Raw genomic sequence first — 17,803 nt, forward strand, 5'->3', positions numbered from 1 at the left:
TTTCAGGTTCGTGCGACGACTCGTCCGCGTTGCTCGCTTCGTGGCGCTCTTCGTGGCGCTCTTCGTGGCGCTCTTCGTGGCGCCGCCGCTGCTACCAGCGCAAGGCACGGGCACGCTCTCGGTGACCGTCACAGCGACGCAGACCGGCGTGTCGCTACCCTACGCGGTAGTGGCCCTGCCCGACCGTGGCATCGAGCGGTTCACCGACGCGGGCGGACGCGCCCTCATCGTGGCGTTGCCCGCCGGGAGCTACGACATCGCCGTGCGACGTATCGGGTTCGCCCCGTATCGCGGCCGCGTCGTCATCGAGGCTGGAGTCGTGACATCGACGCCGGTCACGTTGGCCCAGATTCCGGTGCAACTCACGGGTATGCTCGTGCGCCCGCGCGAGGCGTGCACGAAGCCCGGCATGCCCGATCGAGCGCGCGATCCCGCCGTCTACGATGTCGTGGAGCTGCTGCGGGAGAACGCCGATCAGTTCCGTCTCCTCACCTCGCAGTATCCCTTTCGCTACGCGACGCAGCGCGTACTGGCGGCCGTCGCCGACAGCGCCGTGTTCGTGCAGACCGTCGATACGCTGGTGGCAGAGAGCAAGTCGCTGGGGGGCTATCGTCCCGGTCGCGTCGTCCGTGAACGACGGGCCTCTGGTGGTCGGACCGAGACCACGATGTCGATTCCCGTACTGTCCGACATCGCCGCCCCGTCGTTCATCGCCAACCACTGTTTTCACTTCGGGGGCGTTGTGAACGAGGGCGCCGAGACGTGGGTCCGCCTGGAAGTGCGCGCCGCCGACAAGCTGCGCTCCCCCGACGTGCACGGCACCTTCTTCCTCGACAGCGCGACAGCGCAGCTGCGGCGCATGGACCTCGAGATGAGCCGCCCCGATCTCCTGCCGCGTCGACTGCAGGGCATCCGCACGGTGGCCGTGTCCACCACCTTCCGGGAGATCACGCCGGGCTTGTCGTTGATCGATCGTGTGTGCGCGATCAACTGGCAGAAGCCGTTCCAGAGGCGCGGGTCTCGTCATCCGGTCGAACTGCAGCAGCTGACGGCGTATCGGTTCGACGCCGCACCGCCCGACGCGCCAATGGTGAGTGCGTACAGCTCGCCGCAATGGCAACCTCGCACACAGCTCGGCCGCGATGTACTCTGGTGCGATGGCATGGGCACCAGCGGCTAACGCCGGCACGCCCGGGACGGAGCATTCGCCATTCGCGGGGTAGAGAAGGAGATACCGTGACGACCGTGGCTGGCGTGTCGCATGCCCAGCCGACCACCGATTCGACCAACACGACCAATGCAGAGTACTCCGTTCGCTGTGCGTCCTTCTCGTCCACTGGCGCGCCTGCTACCGCTCGCGCTGCCTCTGGCACTGCCGTTCGTGCTTGCGCTTGGCGCCTGTGCGCGCGCCGGCGTGACCACGGCGCCCGAGCCGGCGATGCAGCCGGTGATGCAGGCCCCTATTCAGGTGGCGCCACCGCCGCCAACCCCGGCGGCAGCAGACACGGCGCGGGCCGATTGGCAGCGCCTCGACTTCGACACCGATCGCGTGATGGGTGTGGGGTCCGAACGCGCGATTCGTGAGTTGCTGGCCTCGCGTGCGCCGCGTCGTCGCGTGGTGGTCGCGGTCGTAGACGGTGGCGTCGATACCGCGCACACCCGGCTCACCGGCTCCTTGTGGAAGAACCCGCGCGAGATCGCCGGCAACGGCAAAGACGACGATGGCAACGGCGTCGTCGATGACGTCTTCGGTTGGAATGCCCTCGCCACCGCCGACGGGACACCGGTGCGCTACGACACGTTCGAACTCACGCGCTTGTACGCGGCGTGTCGCAATCAGCCCGCCGGATCGCTGACGCCCAAGCCGTCCACCACGGCCTGCAGCGATCTCGCGTCGGCGTATCGCGACAAGGCCAAGGAAGTGAAGTCGACGCTGCTGCAGGTGGAGAACATCGACGAGATCCTGCGCACCGTCGAGCGCCTGCTCGGCACGGCCCTGAACGGTGCGCCGGTTACGCGCGCGTCGGTCACCGTACTGCGTCCGGTCTCAGCCGACGTGGAGGAAGCCAAGCGGATGTGGCTGCGGCTCGATGCCGATGGGCTCAATGCCGGGGAGATCGCGAAGGCGCGTGAGGCCTACGACTCGCAGGCGAAGTACGCGCTCGACACGCTGTTCAATCCACGCTCGCCCCAGCGCGTGGTGGGCACGCGCGACGTGACCGGCCCCGACGCGAGCCACGGCACGCACGTGGCGGGCATCATCGGCGCGCTGCGTGGTGATGGTGCCGCGATGCAGGGCATCGCCCCGAACGTCGACATCATGGCCGTTCGCGCCGTGCCCGATGGCGACGAGCGCGACGTGGACGTGGCCCGGGCGATCCGGTACGCGGTGGACAACGGCGCGCAGATCGTGAACATGAGCTTCGGCAAGGGCTACTCTCCCGCGAAGGCGTCGGTCGATTCCGCGGTGCGCTATGCGGAATCGAAGGGCGTGCTGCTGGTGCATGCGGCCGGCAACGAAGGCGAGAACAACGACGAGACGCCGTCATTTCCCACGCCCGTGCTCAGCGGCGGAACGCGCGCCGCGAATTGGATCGAAGTGGGCGCGTCGAGCTGGAAACCGCTGGCGTCGTTGCCGGCCGAGTTCTCGAACTATGGCCGCGAGCAGGTCGACCTGTTTGCGCCGGGCGTCGACATCCTGTCCACGGTGCCGGGCGGTGGCCTCAAGCGCGAGAGCGGCACCAGCATGGCCGCACCGGTGGTGTCGGGCGTGGCCGCGTTGCTGCTGGCGTACTTTCCTGAGCTGACGGCGATGCAGGTGCGTGACATTCTGTTGGAGTCGGTGCGTAAACTGCCCGACCTCGAGGTACGTCGACCGGGTGATGGATCGAAGGTGAAGTTCACCACCCTGTCGCGCACCGGTGGCGTGATCGATGCCTATGCCGCCGTGAAGCTGGCCTTGCAGCGCGTGGCGCCGCGGCCGTAGGTATTTGGCACAGCACCGTTCTGAGAGGTGTCCGCCTCACCACCACCAACATCGAATGCAACGCATGCGAATGACTGCGCGCTCGACAGCCACATCCTCGGCCACGCAGATTCGGCGACTGGTTGCCTCTGGCACCCTCATCGCGGCGGCGATGCTGACCACGCGAGTCGCCGCGGCACAGGCCACGAAAGGCGCGCGCGTGACCTCGGCGGCGGGAGTCGGCGCTGCTCGTGACTCAGCCGACGCACTGGCCACCTTTCGCGAGAACATCGCCGCGATACACACCCGTAACAAGCCGCGCTATCTGGCCACCTACGTGCACACGCCGCAGCTGGTCCGGCATTCGCCGACCGCCCTCGAAACTGGCTACGAAGGGTGGCCAGCGATCACCGAGAGTGCCTGGCCGGACACGCTGATCGTGAAAGAGATGCGCGTGGTCCCGGTCGCTCCTGGCGTGGTATACGGCTACTACCGCTACATCGGCGTGCCCGCGCCCGGCGACACGCTGACGGGCGTATCGACACGAGTGTTCGTGCGTACGTCACAAGGCATGCGCATCACCGTGACAGCATCGTGGAACGATGCGCCGCCAGTGACAAAACGCTAATCCCGCATCAGCAGCTCGTGCACAAGTGGTTATTCTTCGCGCCCAGCTTCTCGAGCAGTTCGATCTATCATGGAGTCGGGCTTCGCCGAAACGCTGCGCGAGATGGAAGCGCTTGGCGGCAAGCTCGTGATGCCGATGCGGGTGCGACGGGCGTATCCGCTACCGATCGTCCGTCGCCCGAAACAAATAGAGCGCCACGTTCGGAGCGCGGTACACCGATCGGGTACCACGTGTACTGAACGCGCAGACCAAGTCGTTGCCGTTCAGATCGTATGGTTTCACCTGCAAAACCAGAAACGCCGCCGCGGCTTCGACCGATTCGAACTCCTGTCCGAACGCGTTTTCGATGAACGACTTCGGGTCCGTGATACCGGCCGCGGCAAACCCGGCCTTCGTAATACCCCACCACGTGTCCGGCGCGTCCACAGCGCTCAGCTTGATCAGACCGAGCGATTTGGAGTCTTGAGCACATCCCGTGCTATTAACGCCGCCTTGGGTTAACCGGGCCTCCGGGTCAGCGAGCGGCACGGAGGTTGGACCGTCGGAGCAGGCCGACATCAGGGCAGCAACTCCGATGGTGAACGCAGCAAGCACACGCGGTGCCGAGAACGGGGAAACAGAGCGGTGCATCATCTCGAAACCTCGGGCAGGAGTGGAGGACTCTCGTCGATTTCACAGTGCGGCAACCCAAACGATTGATGGCTTTCGCCCCAAGCGCACGGTTCAACATGCCGCTTCGTGGTGCGCGCGCAAGGGCATACAAGACACGCGGTTGGCGACCTCGACCTTATTTCTGACGAGAGTCTGACGGTCGCGCCGTTCCGTCCGCTTTGTCCGCCACCGATCTCGAGTCAGGCGGTATTCGACATCAGTCGATTGACGTGACCGAGCATTCCGCCGAAGTCCTGCCGTCCCGTCGGTACGCGCATCACCGTGACGGCATCATGGAACGATGCGCCACCGGCCACGAAGAAATAATCAGCAGCTCTTGCACTTGTGGTTGTTCTTCGCTCCCATCTTCTCGAGCAGTTCGATGGTGTCGAGGAACGGGGGAATACGCTGCACGGCACCGTTGGCCATGTCGACCGTGGTCTGACCGGTACGCGCCACCGCCATGACATCGGCGCCCTTGCTCACCAGATACGTAATCAACTCGTTGTCGCCACGCGCTGCCGCGTGGTGTAGCGGCGTGTAGCCCTTGAAGTCGCGGGCATTCACATCGGCCTTGAGTTCTTCCACGAGGAACTTGACCGTCGGCACCCAGCTGTCTGGTGCGTGACGATGGGCGTTGGCCGCGAAGCCTTCGCCATAACCGGCACCGCTGGCCGCATGAATGGCCAGCACACCGGGGCCGTTGTCGGGCACCGGCGGCAACCCTGACGGGTCCTTACCGGCGGCGACATCGGCGTCGAGTTCTTCCGAGCCAGGCAAGCGACCGGCCGGCTTGATGGTGGCCACGTTCGGATCGGCGCCGTACTTGAGCAACAGCTTCATCGCATCGAGATCGGTGCCGTACGCGGCGCGCCAGAACGGCGTGGCGCCGGCGGTGCTGACACTGAGCTGATCGAAGTTGTACGACATGTACCACAGGTGCTTCGTGAGTCGCACGTTCACGTCGGCGCCCGCCTTGATCAGCGCTTCCATCAGTTCGAGATACGTGACGTTCGACTGATACTGCGCCACGGGCTGCGGATACGCCGCCTTCGGCGCCCATACCACGTTGATCACCGCGTACAGCGGCGTCGCGTTTGCCGTGCTCGCGAGTTTGGGATCGGCCCCGCGGTCGAGCAGAGTCTTGGCCAGATCGAAGCGACCGTTGATCGTTGCCATCAGCAGCGGCGTGGTGCTGTCACCGGCGCTCGCGTGGTTGATCTTCGCGCCCGCCATCAGCAGCGCATTCACCGCTGCCGTCTGCCCGTCACGCACGGCGAGCAACAGGGCGGTGTTGCCACCCTTGCTGCCCACCAGATCACCGTACGACGGACCACGCTGCCGGCGATCACCAGCCGTGGGCGTGATGCGCGTGTCGGAGTTGCCGGTGGGAGCGGCACCCGCCGTCGCCGCCGACGGTGCGGGCGCAGCCGCTGCCGCCGCCGCCGACGGCGCTGCGGTGCGCGGCGTGGCCGCCGAGGCCGACGCCGTCGTGGCCGCGCCAGGAGTCGCCGCAACGGCCGTCGGCGCCAACAACGCTTCAGCCGACTTCATCGCCGCCATGCGTCGTGATCGCGTGACCAGATACGCGCGGTCCTTCTTCTCTTGCTCGGGGATGCTCTGCGTCCGCGTTTCCGCTTCGATGTCGGCGCCGCGCTTCACCAGCGCGGTAATCGCCGACACGCGATTGGCCGCCGCCGCCCACATGAGCGGCGTCTGCGAGAACGCCGCTTCACGTACGTTCACCGAGGCACCCTTGTCGACCAGCGCGTCGATCGTGGCCGCATCGCCGCTCGAGGCGGCGAAGTGCAGCGCCGAGGCGCCACCGGACGACGTGGTGGCGTTCACCTTCGCCCCCGCGGCCAGTAGCGCCTTCACCGTCTCAGCGCGTCCGTTCTGCGCGGCCAGATGCAGCGGCGTGTAGTTGCCGTTGCGCGTCACCGGATCCAATCGGGCGCCCGCAGAAACAAGCATACGGGTGGCCGCCAGATTGCCGCGTGATGCCGCCCAGTGCAGCGCGGTCATGCCATCGCCCTGCACTTCGTTCACATCGACGCCCTGCTTCAGCAGCACGCGCAGCCCGGCGCTGTCACCGCGCATGACGGCGTCCGCCAACGGGGAGTCCGACGCGGGAGTGCCGGCCGACAGCATGAGGGCCGCGCCGAGCGCCATACCCACCGTGGCCAGCCGCTTCGAGGCGCGCTGCACGACGTGTCCCGCCACCTGCTTAGGCATGGGAGTTCAGATTGAGGGCACCCGTGCTGTCACCGAACGTGGTCAGATCGTTCATGCCGAGCGTGTGCATCATGCTGAGCATCGCATTCGCCATCGGCGTACCGTCCGGCGCCTTGATGTGCATGTTGCCGGCGAGACGATTTTCGGCCTTGCCGAGCAGCATGAGCGGGCAGCGGCGATGGTTGTGCACGTTCGGGTCGCCCATCGGCGAACCGTAGATGATCATCGTCTTGTCGAGCATGTTGCTCTCGCCTTCCTGGATGCTCTTCAACTTGTCGAGCAGATACGGCAGCATCGACACGTGGTACTTGTTGAGCAGCTGGAAGTCGCGCACGCCCTTCTCACCGCCGCCATGATGCGACGCCGGATGGAAGCCCTTGTCGGTACCGCTTTCCGGATAGGTACGGCTGGTGCCGTCGCGGCTCATCTTGAACGAGAACACGCGCGTGACGTCGGCGGCGAAGGCGAGCGCCTGGATGTCGAACATCAGTTCGACGTGTTCCTTGAACGAATCTGGCACGCCAGCGGGCGCGGCGGCGAGCTCACGCTCCTCGCCGCTCGTGTTGCGCGCTTCGACCATCTGAATGCGGCGCTCGACCTCGCGGATGTCCGTGAGGTAGCGATCCATGCGGTGGCGGTCGTCGGCATCGAGGCCACGCGACAGTGACGTCATCTGCCCCGACACGAAGTCGAGAATGCTGCGGCGCGAGCGACGACGGTCGGCGCGCTCGGCGCTGTTGCCACCCACACCGAACAACTTCTCGAAGGCCACGCGCGGATCGCGAATGACCGGCAGCGGCTCGGTGGGCGACTTCCAGCTGATGGAGTCGGTGTAGACGCAGGCGTAACCGTACGAGCAGCCACCGGCCTGATCGACGTTCTCGATGCACAGCTGCATGGACGGGATCGGCGTCTCCTGGCCGAACCGCTGCGCGTACAGCTGATCGAGCGATGTGGCGATCTTGACGTCGGAGCCTTCTGTCTGCTTCGGGTGCGTCTGCGTGAGGAACGTGGCGCTCGAACGGAAATGGTCGCCACCGATCTCGGGCGGAGCGGCTGGCTCGGCTTCGCGCACGTCGGTGTTGCTGATGATCGTCATGTACTCGCGGTACTTGTCCAGCGAAGACAACGCCGACGGCGACAGATCGAAGTCACGACCAGTCGCCGCGGGCGACCAGAAGTTGAGCTTCGAGCCGATGTCGTTGGAGCCGGCGGCGCCGTGCACCATTTCGATCGCAATCAAGCGGGGCGCCGCGTTGGCCGAGCCCATGATGCTCTGGCCACGGGGGACCATCGCGTTCAGGTACGGCAGCGCGATGGTGGCGCTGAGGGACTGCACGAACTGTCGGCGAGGCATCGCCTTTCCCGTCAGGAACTGCATAGCGTTTGCTCCTAGGAGTTGGTCAGGAAATTCAGCGGCTTTGGCCGACTGATGCCCCGCTCGCGGGGAGTGCTGCCTGAGCGACCGGAACCATGCGCATCCGGAACGCGTCGCTCTTCACCACACCCAGCACGACATCTTGAATTCGATAGTTCTTGGTCCGCACCGACGCTTCGATCTTACGGATGGCCGGACCGTCGGAGTACTCCACGCGCCGGCCGACGGCGTAGGCCATCAGGTTCGTCACGAACGTGCGGACCAGCGGCACCGGACGCTTCAGCAGTACCTGCTGCAGCTCACGCGGGCCGGTGATCTTGGTGCCGTCGTAGTAATCGCCGCGCGTATCGAGCGGCATGTTGTTTTCCTTGATGCGCCACTGCCCGATCACATCGAAATTGTCGAGCGCCAGTCCGATCGGATCGATGAACTGGTGGCAGGAGCGGCACGACGCATTGGCGCGGTGCTCTTCCATGCGCTCGCGCGTGGTCAGCATGCGTCCCTCCTTGCTGGCGCCGGTCACTTCGAGATCGGGCACGTTGGGCGGCGGCGGTGGCGGCGGTGAGCCCATGAGCACTTCCATGACCCACTTGCCACGCAGCACCGGTGAGGTGCGATTGCCCTGCGAGGTCAACAGCAGCACGCCGCCGTGTCCCAGAATGCCGACGCGGTTCTTGTCGGTGTAGGTTACGCGACGGAAATCCGTGCCCACCACATCGGTCATACCGTAATGTCGGGCCAGGTCTTCGTTCACGTAGGTGTAGTCCGCCGTGTACAGATCGAGCAGGCTACGGTTCTCGCGCACCAGGCTGGCCACGAACAGCTCCGTTTCCTTCTGCATGTTCTTCGCGAGCTGCAGATTGAACGCGGGGTACAGCAGCGGGTCCGGATGGACCTTTTCGATGTCCTGCAGGCGCAGCCACTGCGCGGCAAAGCGCGTGGACAGCGCATCAGCGCGCGGATCGGCCAGCATCCGCTTGGTCTGCGCGATCAGCACCGTGGTATCCGTGAGCAGGCCGCGCTGCGCCACGCTCGTGAGCGTCGAGTCGGGCAGCGTCCCCCACAGGAAGAACGACAAGCGCGACGCGAGATCGGTGGAGCTGACCGCCACCTTCGAGCCTGGCTTGGCGGTCACGGCCACTTCATCGGCGCGGAACACGAAGTACGGGCTGGCCAGAATCGCCTCGACCGCACCGCGCACGCCGCTTTCGAAACCGCCCGACTTCGCCTCTTCGTCGTAGAAGCTCATGATCGCCTTGCGATCGCTGACCGTCAGCGGCCGGCGATAGGCCTGCGAGCCGATGCGATTCACGATGCGTTCGGCGCAGGGACGCTGCTCGGCAGCGCTGAGCGGACGGCAGCTGAAGATGCGCCGGCGACTCGGCGTGTCGGACACCCCCGTCGGGTTGAACGGGCCGGTGACCGTGAACAGCTTCATGTGGCCCTGAATCGTGATCGCGTCCTGAATGCCGATCTGCGTGTCGGGCAGGCTGTTCCCGATCGGCGTCATGAGATCCTCGACCGGCCCTTCGAACGTGCGCACGTACGCGGCGGCGACCACACGCGGGCCGGCCTTCACGGTGATCGGCACCGTCTTGAGGTCGAGCCCATTCGGCTCACTCTCGTGCATGCCACGATCGATATCGAGCAGTGCCACGCGCTCGCCGTCCACCGAGATCTCGATCTTCTCATCGAACGGCGCGTTGCCGCCCACCAGCTGACCGATCGGGGTGGAGTGCAGCGACACCGAGAACACGTACGCGCCATCGGCCGGGAAATAATGCGTGGCCGCGCCGCCGCCGCGCGTGCCGATCGGCGCGTCGCCTTCATGCCCGTTTTGGTTCGCGAGTCTCGACACCTTGAACGTGGTGGTCGACACACTCGCCTTCGCATCGCCGATCGCCAGCCGGCTGATGGCGTTGGCCGCATCGAGATACGACTCGAGCACCGTGGCCGACGGGATCTGCACGTCGGCGATGTTATCGAAGTTCGCACTCTTGGTATCGAGCGGCAGCCACGACTCGGCGTTCACGCTCACCGTGAGCAGGTCCTTCACCGCGCGCTCGTACTCGGCACGGTTCAACCGCTGGAAGGAGCGACGACCGACATCGGGCTTGCGCACGGCGATCGCGTCCATCTGACGTTCGAGCGTTTCGGTGAGCACATCGAGCGTGTCGCCAGCCGGACGCGGACGCCCCGGCGGCGGCATCATGCCAGTGCGCAGCTTGCCGATCATCTTCTCGGCAATGATCGGCGAGGTGGCGCCGACCGTGGCGAGGTCGAAGGACTGCAGCGAGAAATTGCCCATCTTGCGCTGATCGCTATGGCACCCGGCGCACGTCTTCTTGACGACGTCGTTGAGCACGACCGGGGCCATGGTGCGCGTGGTGCGCGCGTGCGCTCCAATGCTTGGTCGCATTTCGTCGAGCGTCGCGCGATAGCGCGCGAGTGGCGCGAACGGCGATGCGAAGTAGCTGGCCGACGACATCACGGCCGACGCCGCGGTCGGCTGCGGAGCAACGGACTCGACACGCGAATCAGCGCGATCATAACTGCTCGCCGCGATCGCGAGGATGATCGAGCCAGCGCCAAGTGCAACGACAGATTTCATCCCAAAGCCTCGGGGCGGGGCGGGAACAGCAGTGCCGGGCGGGAATAACAGACGGACACGTCTATGAAGAGTGTTCCCCGCCCAGACGTCGAGCAAGGGTCCACTTACTTACGCGGACCGGTGCTAGGGCGTTGCCGGAACGCCGCTTACGTTGCGAGTCGGGGTACGACTCATCCCCGTGCCGAACGTCTTCATCTCAGAGCAACTCGCATGCCCCAGAGCAGCACCGCCGCCCCTTCCACCGGACCCACGCGTGGGTCCGAGCAATCTCTCGTACGGGCAGTCGGCGTCTGGGGGCTGGCGGCCGCCATCGCCAACGTCACGATCGGCGGTGGCATTTTCCGTCTCCCTGCCTCGGTGGCCGGCGCGCTGGGGGCGGCGGCACCGCTGGCGTATCTCGTGTGTGCGGTGGCCATGGGGCTGATCGTGATGTGCATCGCCGAGGCGGGCAGCCGCGTTTCGCTCACGGGTGGTCCCTACGCCTACGTCGAACTGGCGTTCGGCCCGTACTTCGGCTTCCAGGCCGGCGTGATGCTGTGGCTTCTCGGCACGTACGCGGTCGCCGCCGTGGCCACCGTGTACGCGGACAACGCGGCCACCCTCATCCCCGCGTTGGCCGGACCGATCCCGCGTGCGTCGCTCTTGATCGCCACCTTCGCCATCGTTGGCGGCGTGAACACGATCGGCGTGAGCCAGGGCAGCCGACTGAATCAGGTCACCACCGTCGCCAAGCTGGCCCCACTGCTTCTGCTCATCGCGGTAGGGGTGTTCTCCATCAAGGGCGAGAACCTCGCGATCACGACCGTGCCCGCCTCCGGGGACGTGCTCCGCGCCAGCATTGTCCTGATCTTCGCGTTCAGTGGGATCGAGACGGCGCTCGTCCCGAGCGGTGAAGTGCAGAACCCGTCGCGCACCGTGCCGCGCGCCATCTTCGTGGCGATGATCGGCATCACGCTGTTGTATGTCGCTCTGCAGTATGTGGCGCAGGGCGTACTCGGCGCCTCCTTGGCCACGTCGGCCACACCGCTGGCCGATGCCGCCGGCGTCGTGCTCGGACCGTGGGGACGCACCTTGCTGCTGATCGGCGTGGTCGTTTCGACGTTTGGGTATCTTAGCGGAATGGCCTTGGCCGTGCCGCGCGCGCTCTACGCGTTCGCCCGCGACGGGTTCCTGCCGGCGCCGATTGCGACCGTGCATCCCACGTGGAAGACGCCGCACATCGCGATCGCCCTGCAGTTGGCGGTGACGTGCACACTGGCCATCACCAGCGGATTCGGGCCACTGGCGATCATTGCCAACGTGGCCGCGTTGCTGGTGTACTTCGCCTGCGCGGTGGCCGCGCTGGAACTGCGCCGACGCAACGTGCAGTCGGGCGGCATCCCCTTCCGCGTCCCGGGTGCCGGCGTGGTGCCCATCCTCGCGTGCGTGGTGATCATCGGTCTGCTGACATCGATCACGCTGGCCGAATGGACCAGCATTCTGGTCACCGCCGCCGTGGCGAGCGGACTGTACGTGCTGTCGTATCGCCATCGAGCCGCCAAGGCGAAGGCGGCCGCGACGGCATGACCGGGCTGGCTCAGCGCGCGGTGCCTGAGCCAGCCACGCGCTTCAGTGTGCGGAACAACATTTCCGTGCCCTGTCGCAACGACTCGACACTGACCCGCTCATCGTTGCCATGCATGCGGCGTAGCTCGTCGGTACTGATGGGATACGGGTAAATGCCGAACACCGGGATCCCGCGATTGCGCCACGCCGCAGCGTCGGTGCCGGCCTGAAAAAGGTACGGCGTCACCTCGGCCTCAGGCCATTCGGCCTTCGCCTCAGCTGCGAGCGCACGGTACAGGAGCGACGTATCTGGCGATGCCGGCGAGGCCGGCGCCAACGCGGTCGTCATCTTCACCGTCAGCAGTGGATCGTTGAACAGCTTCTCGAGCGTGCTGATGAGCACCGCCGGATCGCTGCCCGGAATGAGACGCACGTTGAGCGTGACGTCGGCCGAACCCGGAATGACGTTGCTGCGGAAGCCACCGGCCACGATCACCGGCGCAATTGTGTTGCGCATCAACGAGTGAATGAGCGGATCCCGCGAGAGCATCCGGTCGGCGGCATTCACCTGCGGCGGCGTGCCATTCAATAGCTGCGTGTAGAGGCGCGCCAGCTCGCCGGTGCTCGTCTTGGCCAGCGTCGCAAAATACTTTCGCGAGTCCGGCGTGAACTCGAGCGGCGTTTCGTAGCTCCCCAGCTTGGCCAGCGCACGGCCGACGGTGACGAGTGCGTTATCGGGCAGCGGCATCGACGCATGCGTGCTCGTGCCCTTGGCCGACAGCGTCACGCCCATCACACGCTTGTCCGAGGTGGAGATGCTCACGTACTGCACGCGCCCGTCGTCACGCTTGATGATCCAACCGCCCTCGTTGAGCGCGAACTCGGCGTCCATCTTGTCCCAATGTTGGCGTGACAGCCACGTCGTATTCATTGGCGCACCTTCTTCGTCGGCCTCGGCCAGAAAGATGATGTCGCGATCGAGCGGCACCTTGCGATCGGCCAGCAACATGGCGGCGCGCGCAAAAACGGCGATGCCTCCCTTGAAGTCGATGGCGCCTCGCCCGTACACGGCTCCATCCTTGATCACGCCCGCGAACGGATCGACGCTCCATTTCTCACGCTCCACCCCCACGACATCGGCGTGCGCCGCGAGCAGCAATGGCTTCTTCGATCCATTCCCTTTCAGGCGCGCGAAGAAGTGCACCTTGGCGGAGTCCGGTGTAGGGATGATGTCGACCTGAAATCCTCGCGCGCGAAAGAGCGGCCCGAGAATGTCGGCAATCTGCTGCGTGTGCCCGGGCGGATTACTGCTGTTGGCGCGAATGAGTTGCGCCAGCAGGAGCGCCGTCGAATCGGCGGCCTGTGCCTGCGCCTGTGCCTGCGCCTGCGCGGGCGACGGCGTGGACGAGGTCAGCAGCATCGCCGCCAGCGAAGGGAGCGCAAGCGTACGGAGTACGGAGCGAATCATGCAATAACCTCGGACCGACGGGACGGAGATGGTGGGCTTCGAAAAGCTACCGCAGCCGAGGTCGTCACGCCGCACAGTCGCCCACTTCTCCCGAGCATCGCCATGTCCGATACGACGGTTCCGCGCCTTTCGTCGCTGGTCGATCGCCTCCTCGAGGAGGACTCGCCACCGTTTCATCGGTTGTACGCCGACGATCAGGCGGTGCTGGTACTCGATTCGACCGAGATCGTGCAGCCGGCACCAGCAGGATCGACGGACCGCCGGGCGTTTCTGGCCCGCGCGTCCCTGTTGTCACTGGCGATTCCTGGCGTCGGGCCGGCGCTGGCCGCGTGCGCTCCGGCCGGCGATGCCGATTACGCCACGGCCAGTCGCGACACCGTCGGCTGGAGGGTGGCATCGACCGACAACTCCACCAGCCGATACGCCCCTCTCCTCCCACCCGAGACCGCCAGCGACCAACTCGCGCGTCGCTGGTACGCGAGTGCGACGCCGGAGCGCACTGCGCCGGTGACCGTCAGGCTCACGAAAGAATTCGTGATCGTACAGACCGAGTTCTATCTCGCGGACGCCGGGAATGGTACGCGCGCCTTCGACGATGCGACGATGAAGCCTCTGCGCCCCGACTTCGTGGCGTTCAGTGACCGTCATCATCAGTACATGGACGCGCAAATACGCGTGACGGTGGGTGATTGCGTGCGCTTGTGGGTAGTGCCGGCCACGCCTGCCTATCCGTCGCACGTCCAGCGCGGCGTGCCGAGTGTCACCGCGCCGGGGGGCGGCGGCGCGGTGTTCGAGCTCGTGTGCGACGTCGCGGGCGAATTCCCGTTTGTGAATCACGGCTTCGGGCACGGACAAAAGGGCGCCATCGGCCTTCTGCTGGTCGATCCGTAGCCAGATCGCGCGCAACCGGCGTAGCTTCGCGTAGCGACAACGCGATCTCAACCGGAACTGCGCATGAGCGACACCCCTGCCCCACTCGGCCGCATCAGCTGGACCGACCTCACCGTGCCCGACGCCACGGGGCTGCACGAGTTCTACACCAAGGTGACCGGCTGGACGGCGATGCCGCTCAGCATGGGTGAGTACGACGACTACCTCATGCTCGGTGCCGACGGTGCTCCACAGGCTGGCCTGTGCCATGCACGTGGTGCGAACAGCGGCATTCCGCCGCAGTGGGTCGTGTACATCACCGTGTCGGGACTTGACGAGAAGTTGCGTGACGTCGTCGGACTGGGCGGCAAGATCGTGATGCCGGTGCGTAGCATGGGAAAGACTGGGCGGTATGCCATGATTCAGGATCCGGCCGGCGCCGTATGCGCGCTGTTCGAGACCGTCACGGCCGAGACGACGTAAGATGCTGGTGCCGCCAACCGACTGGCCCTCCGACATTCCGCTGCTCCCGTTCGACGAAGCGAATGCGAAGCTGCTGCGCACCGTCGCGCCGAAAGGCTGGATCGCGCCGGTAACGAAGGATCGCTACCACCTCGTCGTGATCGGCGCCGGGACAGCGGGGCTCGTCAGCGCCGCGATCGCGGCCGGACTCGGTGCCCGCGTCGCGCTCATCGAGCGGCACATGTTCGGTGGTGACTGCCTCAACTTCGGGTGTGTGCCGTCCAAGGCCGTCATTCGAGCGGCCCGTGCGTGGCGCGAAGCCCGCACGGCCGCGGCGCGGTTCGGCGGTCCTGGAGTTACCGACGACGGTGATTTCGGTGCGGTCATGGCCCGTATGCGCGGCTTACGCGCCGACATCAGCCCCGTCGACGGCGTGGAACGTTTCCGCTCGCTCGGCATCGATGTCTTCCTCGGCAATGCCGCCTTTACCGCACCCGATGCGATTACCGTGAACGACACGGTGCTCCGATTCCGTCGGGCGATCATCGCGACCGGCGCGCGGGCGGCGCGGCCGCCGATTCCCGGTCTCGCCGACACACCGTACGACACGAACGAATCGATCTTCTCGCTCACCGAGCGCCCCGCACGATTGATCGTGATTGGCGGTGGGCCGATCGGCACCGAGCTCGCTCAGTCGTTCGCCCGCTTTGGCAGCGCCGTGACGATCGTACACGCGGATTCGCGCGTGCTGCCGCGTGATGACGCCGATGCCGCGACCGTGGTCGCCGCTTCACTCGAGGCGGATGGTGTGCGCCTGGTACACAAGTCCAGCGTCGAGCGCGTGTCGCACGATGGGCATCGGTTCACGGTGCATCTCTCGGGCGTCGGAGCGCCATCCGCGTTGGAGGCCGAACGACTGCTCGTCGCCACGGGGCGAACGCCGAACATCGACGGCCTCGGGCTCGACGTGGCGGGCATTCGCTTCACCCCCAAAGGGGTCACCGTCGACGATCGCCTGCGCACCTCGAATCCGCGGGTGTATGCGATCGGCGACGTGTCCTCCGCGCTCCAGTTTACGCACGTGGCTGATGCCCAGGCACGGCTGGTGGTGGCGAATGCGCTCTTCTTCGGCCTCGGCGGCGGGCGCGCCAGTGCGTTGGTCGTTCCGCGGGTCACGTATACCGACCCCGAGGTCGCCCAGGTGGGCATGACGGTCGACGAGGCCGCCGCGCAGGGGATGCGCATCGACACGATTCAGGTGAACCTCGAGGATAATGACCGGGCGCGTCTCGACGACGAACCCCACGGTTTCCTGAAGGTGCATCTGGCCGCCGGCACCGATCGCATCGTGGGCGCGACGCTCGTAGCCACGCATGCCGGCGAGATGATCGGCGAGATGGCCGTGGCCATCACCAACCGCATCGGACTCGGCGCCGTTGGCAAAACGATCCACGCGTATCCCACGCAGGCCGAAGTGTTTCGGCGGGCGGCCGATGCGTGGCGTAAGCGGGCATTCACGTCGCGGGCACGGCAGTTCTTCGCGCTGTGGTTCCGCATGTTCACGTAAGCCGTGTTGTAAGCTTTTCGAACTTTCAGTCATTGGGGAGCGGGGATTTCTGTCAACTTCACCGAATCCGATGCGAATGATCTCGCCGCTGTCTCTCCTGCTCGGCCTTGCGCTGGTCTGCCCCGTCGCGCTTTCCGCCCAGCCGCCCGCGTGGCGCCTCGCGCCGAGCCCCTCGGTCCGCATCGGGACTGCTGACAAGGCCGAGCTCTCGTTGGCCGCACCGGCCGGCGCCACACGACTGCCCAACGGCAACATCGTGGTAGGAGACTTGGCCGAGTACGCCCTCCGTGAATTCACGCCAGCGGGCGCGCTGGTGAAGCGATACGCCCGCAAGGGTGAAGGACCCGGTGAAGTCGGCTATCTGGCGCCGCTGCTGCGTTGCGGAAGTGCGCTCGTGGCGAACGACATCACGGGCCCGCTGTCGGTGTTCACGCTCGACGGCCGCTTCCAGCGCGGATTCCGCTTTCCCACGCCCACGTATCGAATCGCATGCAACGCCGCCATGCAGTTCGTGGCCATGGGCTGGGCTTCGGATCGTGATATGAAGGCCGGCGCATATCGCCCGAACGTGCGGTACTGGATCGCGCGGGCGGATACGAGCGCCGAGGTGCCACTCGGCACGATGCCCGCGGGCGACCGATGGCGCGAAGGCGGCGGCGATGGGCCACTGCCGTTGGGTCGCGAGCCGCGCGTCGCCATCTCGGCTTCGCGGGCCTACGTCGCGCTGGGCGATCGACTTGAAGTGCTCGTGTTCGACCTCTCGGGCAAGGCCATGCCGCCCTTGTCCGCGCCGGTCACGCGCGTGCGCGTGACCAAGGCCGATGTAGACGCCGAGCGCGAACGGGAGATCGCCAAACTGGGAGAGCGTGCAAGGAAAATGGTCGAGCGGAGCTTCGCGACCACGACCATGCCGGACTTTCTCCCCGCCACACGCGATCTCTTGGTCGACGCGACCGGGCACGTGTGGGTGCAGCACTATCCGAGAGCCTCGTCGACGACCGTGCCGTGGACCGTGTTTGCGCCCGACGGGAAAGTACGGGCCACGATCGCAATGCCAGTGGCGCTCGAGGTGTACGAGATCGGAACCGACTACGTGCTCGGTCGCTACATCGATCCAGAGGAACAGGTTCCTGAGGTGCGGCTGTACGCGTTGATCAGGCGGTAGCGGCGCGGGCGAGCATCGACATCATGCTCAACAGCACCACACACGCGCCGAGCGTGATCGCGATGGACTTGGCGACAATGACGGCCATCGACGGACGACGATAGTTCGCGGCACGCAGTGCGCGGCGCAGGAGCGGTGGCGACATGGACACGGTTTCCTCGCTGGAAGAGACAACCGTATGCTGTGGTCCATCAGTCTTTTTGGTGCACTCGCTACACGCGCGCGCTAGCATTTGGTGTTGAACGGCGCCGCGTCCGT

Annotated in this window: 14 protein-coding genes; 8 read left to right on the forward strand and 6 right to left on the reverse strand. The window is 65.9% G+C overall.

Annotated elements, in window-relative coordinates; genetic code table 11:
- Nucleotides 1-10 precede the first annotated feature (10 nt).
- From HKW67_RS07740 to HKW67_RS07750, 3 genes are all read left to right on the forward strand, one after another.
- Entirely contained in the window at nucleotides 11-1,180 is a 1,170-nt protein-coding gene (locus HKW67_RS07740) for a carboxypeptidase-like regulatory domain-containing protein (protein WP_171224835.1), read from the forward strand.
- Nucleotides 1,181-1,318: 138 nt separating this feature from the next.
- Complete coding sequence (locus tag HKW67_RS07745; protein ID WP_171224836.1) at nucleotides 1,319-2,986, forward strand: S8 family serine peptidase; 1,668 nt, start codon at nucleotides 1,319-1,321, stop codon at nucleotides 2,984-2,986.
- A gap of 64 nt (nucleotides 2,987-3,050) precedes the next feature.
- Nucleotides 3,051-3,593, forward strand: a complete 543-nt coding sequence (locus HKW67_RS07750) for a hypothetical protein (RefSeq protein WP_171224837.1) — start codon at nucleotides 3,051-3,053, stop codon at nucleotides 3,591-3,593.
- A gap of 159 nt (nucleotides 3,594-3,752) precedes the next feature.
- Here HKW67_RS07750 and HKW67_RS07755 read toward each other — a convergent pair whose 3' ends face one another.
- From HKW67_RS07755 to HKW67_RS07770, 4 genes are all read right to left on the reverse strand, one after another.
- On the reverse strand, nucleotides 3,753-4,226 hold the full coding sequence (locus tag HKW67_RS07755) for a hypothetical protein (protein ID WP_171224838.1): 474 nt from the start codon (nucleotides 4,224-4,226) through the stop codon (nucleotides 3,753-3,755).
- Between the two features lie 345 nt (nucleotides 4,227-4,571).
- Nucleotides 4,572-6,479: an ankyrin repeat domain-containing protein gene (locus tag HKW67_RS07760; protein WP_171224839.1), complete on the reverse strand. Its 1,908-nt coding sequence runs from the start codon at nucleotides 6,477-6,479 to the stop codon at nucleotides 4,572-4,574.
- Nucleotides 6,472-7,860 carry a DUF1552 domain-containing protein gene (locus HKW67_RS07765; RefSeq protein WP_171224840.1) on the reverse strand — a complete coding sequence of 463 codons (1,389 nt, stop codon included), beginning with the start codon at nucleotides 7,858-7,860 and terminating at the stop codon, nucleotides 6,472-6,474. Before HKW67_RS07765 ends, HKW67_RS07760 begins: the two co-directional genes overlap by 8 nt.
- 31 nt (nucleotides 7,861-7,891) lie before the next feature.
- Nucleotides 7,892-10,468 (reverse strand): DUF1592 domain-containing protein, encoded by a 2,577-nt coding sequence (locus HKW67_RS07770; RefSeq protein ID WP_230981151.1) that lies wholly within the window; start codon nucleotides 10,466-10,468, stop codon nucleotides 7,892-7,894.
- Between the two features lie 210 nt (nucleotides 10,469-10,678).
- On the opposite strand from HKW67_RS07770, the gene HKW67_RS07775 reads away from it, so the two are divergent.
- Nucleotides 10,679-12,034: an APC family permease gene (locus HKW67_RS07775; RefSeq protein WP_171224841.1), complete on the forward strand. Its 1,356-nt coding sequence runs from the start codon at nucleotides 10,679-10,681 to the stop codon at nucleotides 12,032-12,034.
- 10 nt (nucleotides 12,035-12,044) lie between these two features.
- Here the strand turns inward: HKW67_RS07775 and HKW67_RS07780 are convergent, their stop codons facing one another.
- Nucleotides 12,045-13,481 carry a M20/M25/M40 family metallo-hydrolase gene (locus HKW67_RS07780; RefSeq protein ID WP_171224842.1) on the reverse strand — a complete coding sequence of 479 codons (1,437 nt, stop codon included), beginning with the start codon at nucleotides 13,479-13,481 and terminating at the stop codon, nucleotides 12,045-12,047.
- Between the two features lie 102 nt (nucleotides 13,482-13,583).
- Between HKW67_RS07780 and HKW67_RS07785 the strand changes: the two genes are divergently transcribed.
- The 4 genes from HKW67_RS07785 (at nucleotide 13,584) to HKW67_RS07800 (ending at nucleotide 17,545) form a co-directional block, all read left to right on the forward strand.
- Entirely contained in the window at nucleotides 13,584-14,372 is a 789-nt protein-coding gene (locus HKW67_RS07785; RefSeq protein WP_171224843.1) for a cupredoxin domain-containing protein, read from the forward strand.
- Nucleotides 14,373-14,435: 63 nt separating this feature from the next.
- Complete coding sequence (locus HKW67_RS07790; protein ID WP_171224844.1) at nucleotides 14,436-14,834, forward strand: VOC family protein; 399 nt, start codon at nucleotides 14,436-14,438, stop codon at nucleotides 14,832-14,834.
- Nucleotide 14,835: 1 nt separating this feature from the next.
- On the forward strand, nucleotides 14,836-16,380 hold the full coding sequence (locus HKW67_RS07795) for a mercuric reductase (RefSeq protein ID WP_171224845.1): 1,545 nt from the start codon (nucleotides 14,836-14,838) through the stop codon (nucleotides 16,378-16,380).
- A 70-nt stretch (nucleotides 16,381-16,450) separates the two neighbouring features.
- Nucleotides 16,451-17,545: an NHL repeat-containing protein gene (locus HKW67_RS07800; protein WP_171224846.1), complete on the forward strand. Its 1,095-nt coding sequence runs from the start codon at nucleotides 16,451-16,453 to the stop codon at nucleotides 17,543-17,545.
- Here HKW67_RS07800 and HKW67_RS07805 read toward each other — a convergent pair.
- Nucleotides 17,535-17,690, reverse strand: coding sequence for a hypothetical protein (locus HKW67_RS07805; protein WP_171224847.1), 156 nt, complete (start codon nucleotides 17,688-17,690; stop codon nucleotides 17,535-17,537). The two genes, HKW67_RS07800 and HKW67_RS07805, sit on opposite strands and share 11 nt — an antisense overlap.
- Nucleotides 17,691-17,803: the final 113 nt, after the last annotated feature.

Source organism: Gemmatimonas groenlandica (assembly GCF_013004105.1).
GTDB classification, from domain to species: Bacteria; Gemmatimonadota; Gemmatimonadetes; order Gemmatimonadales; family Gemmatimonadaceae; genus Gemmatimonas; species Gemmatimonas groenlandica.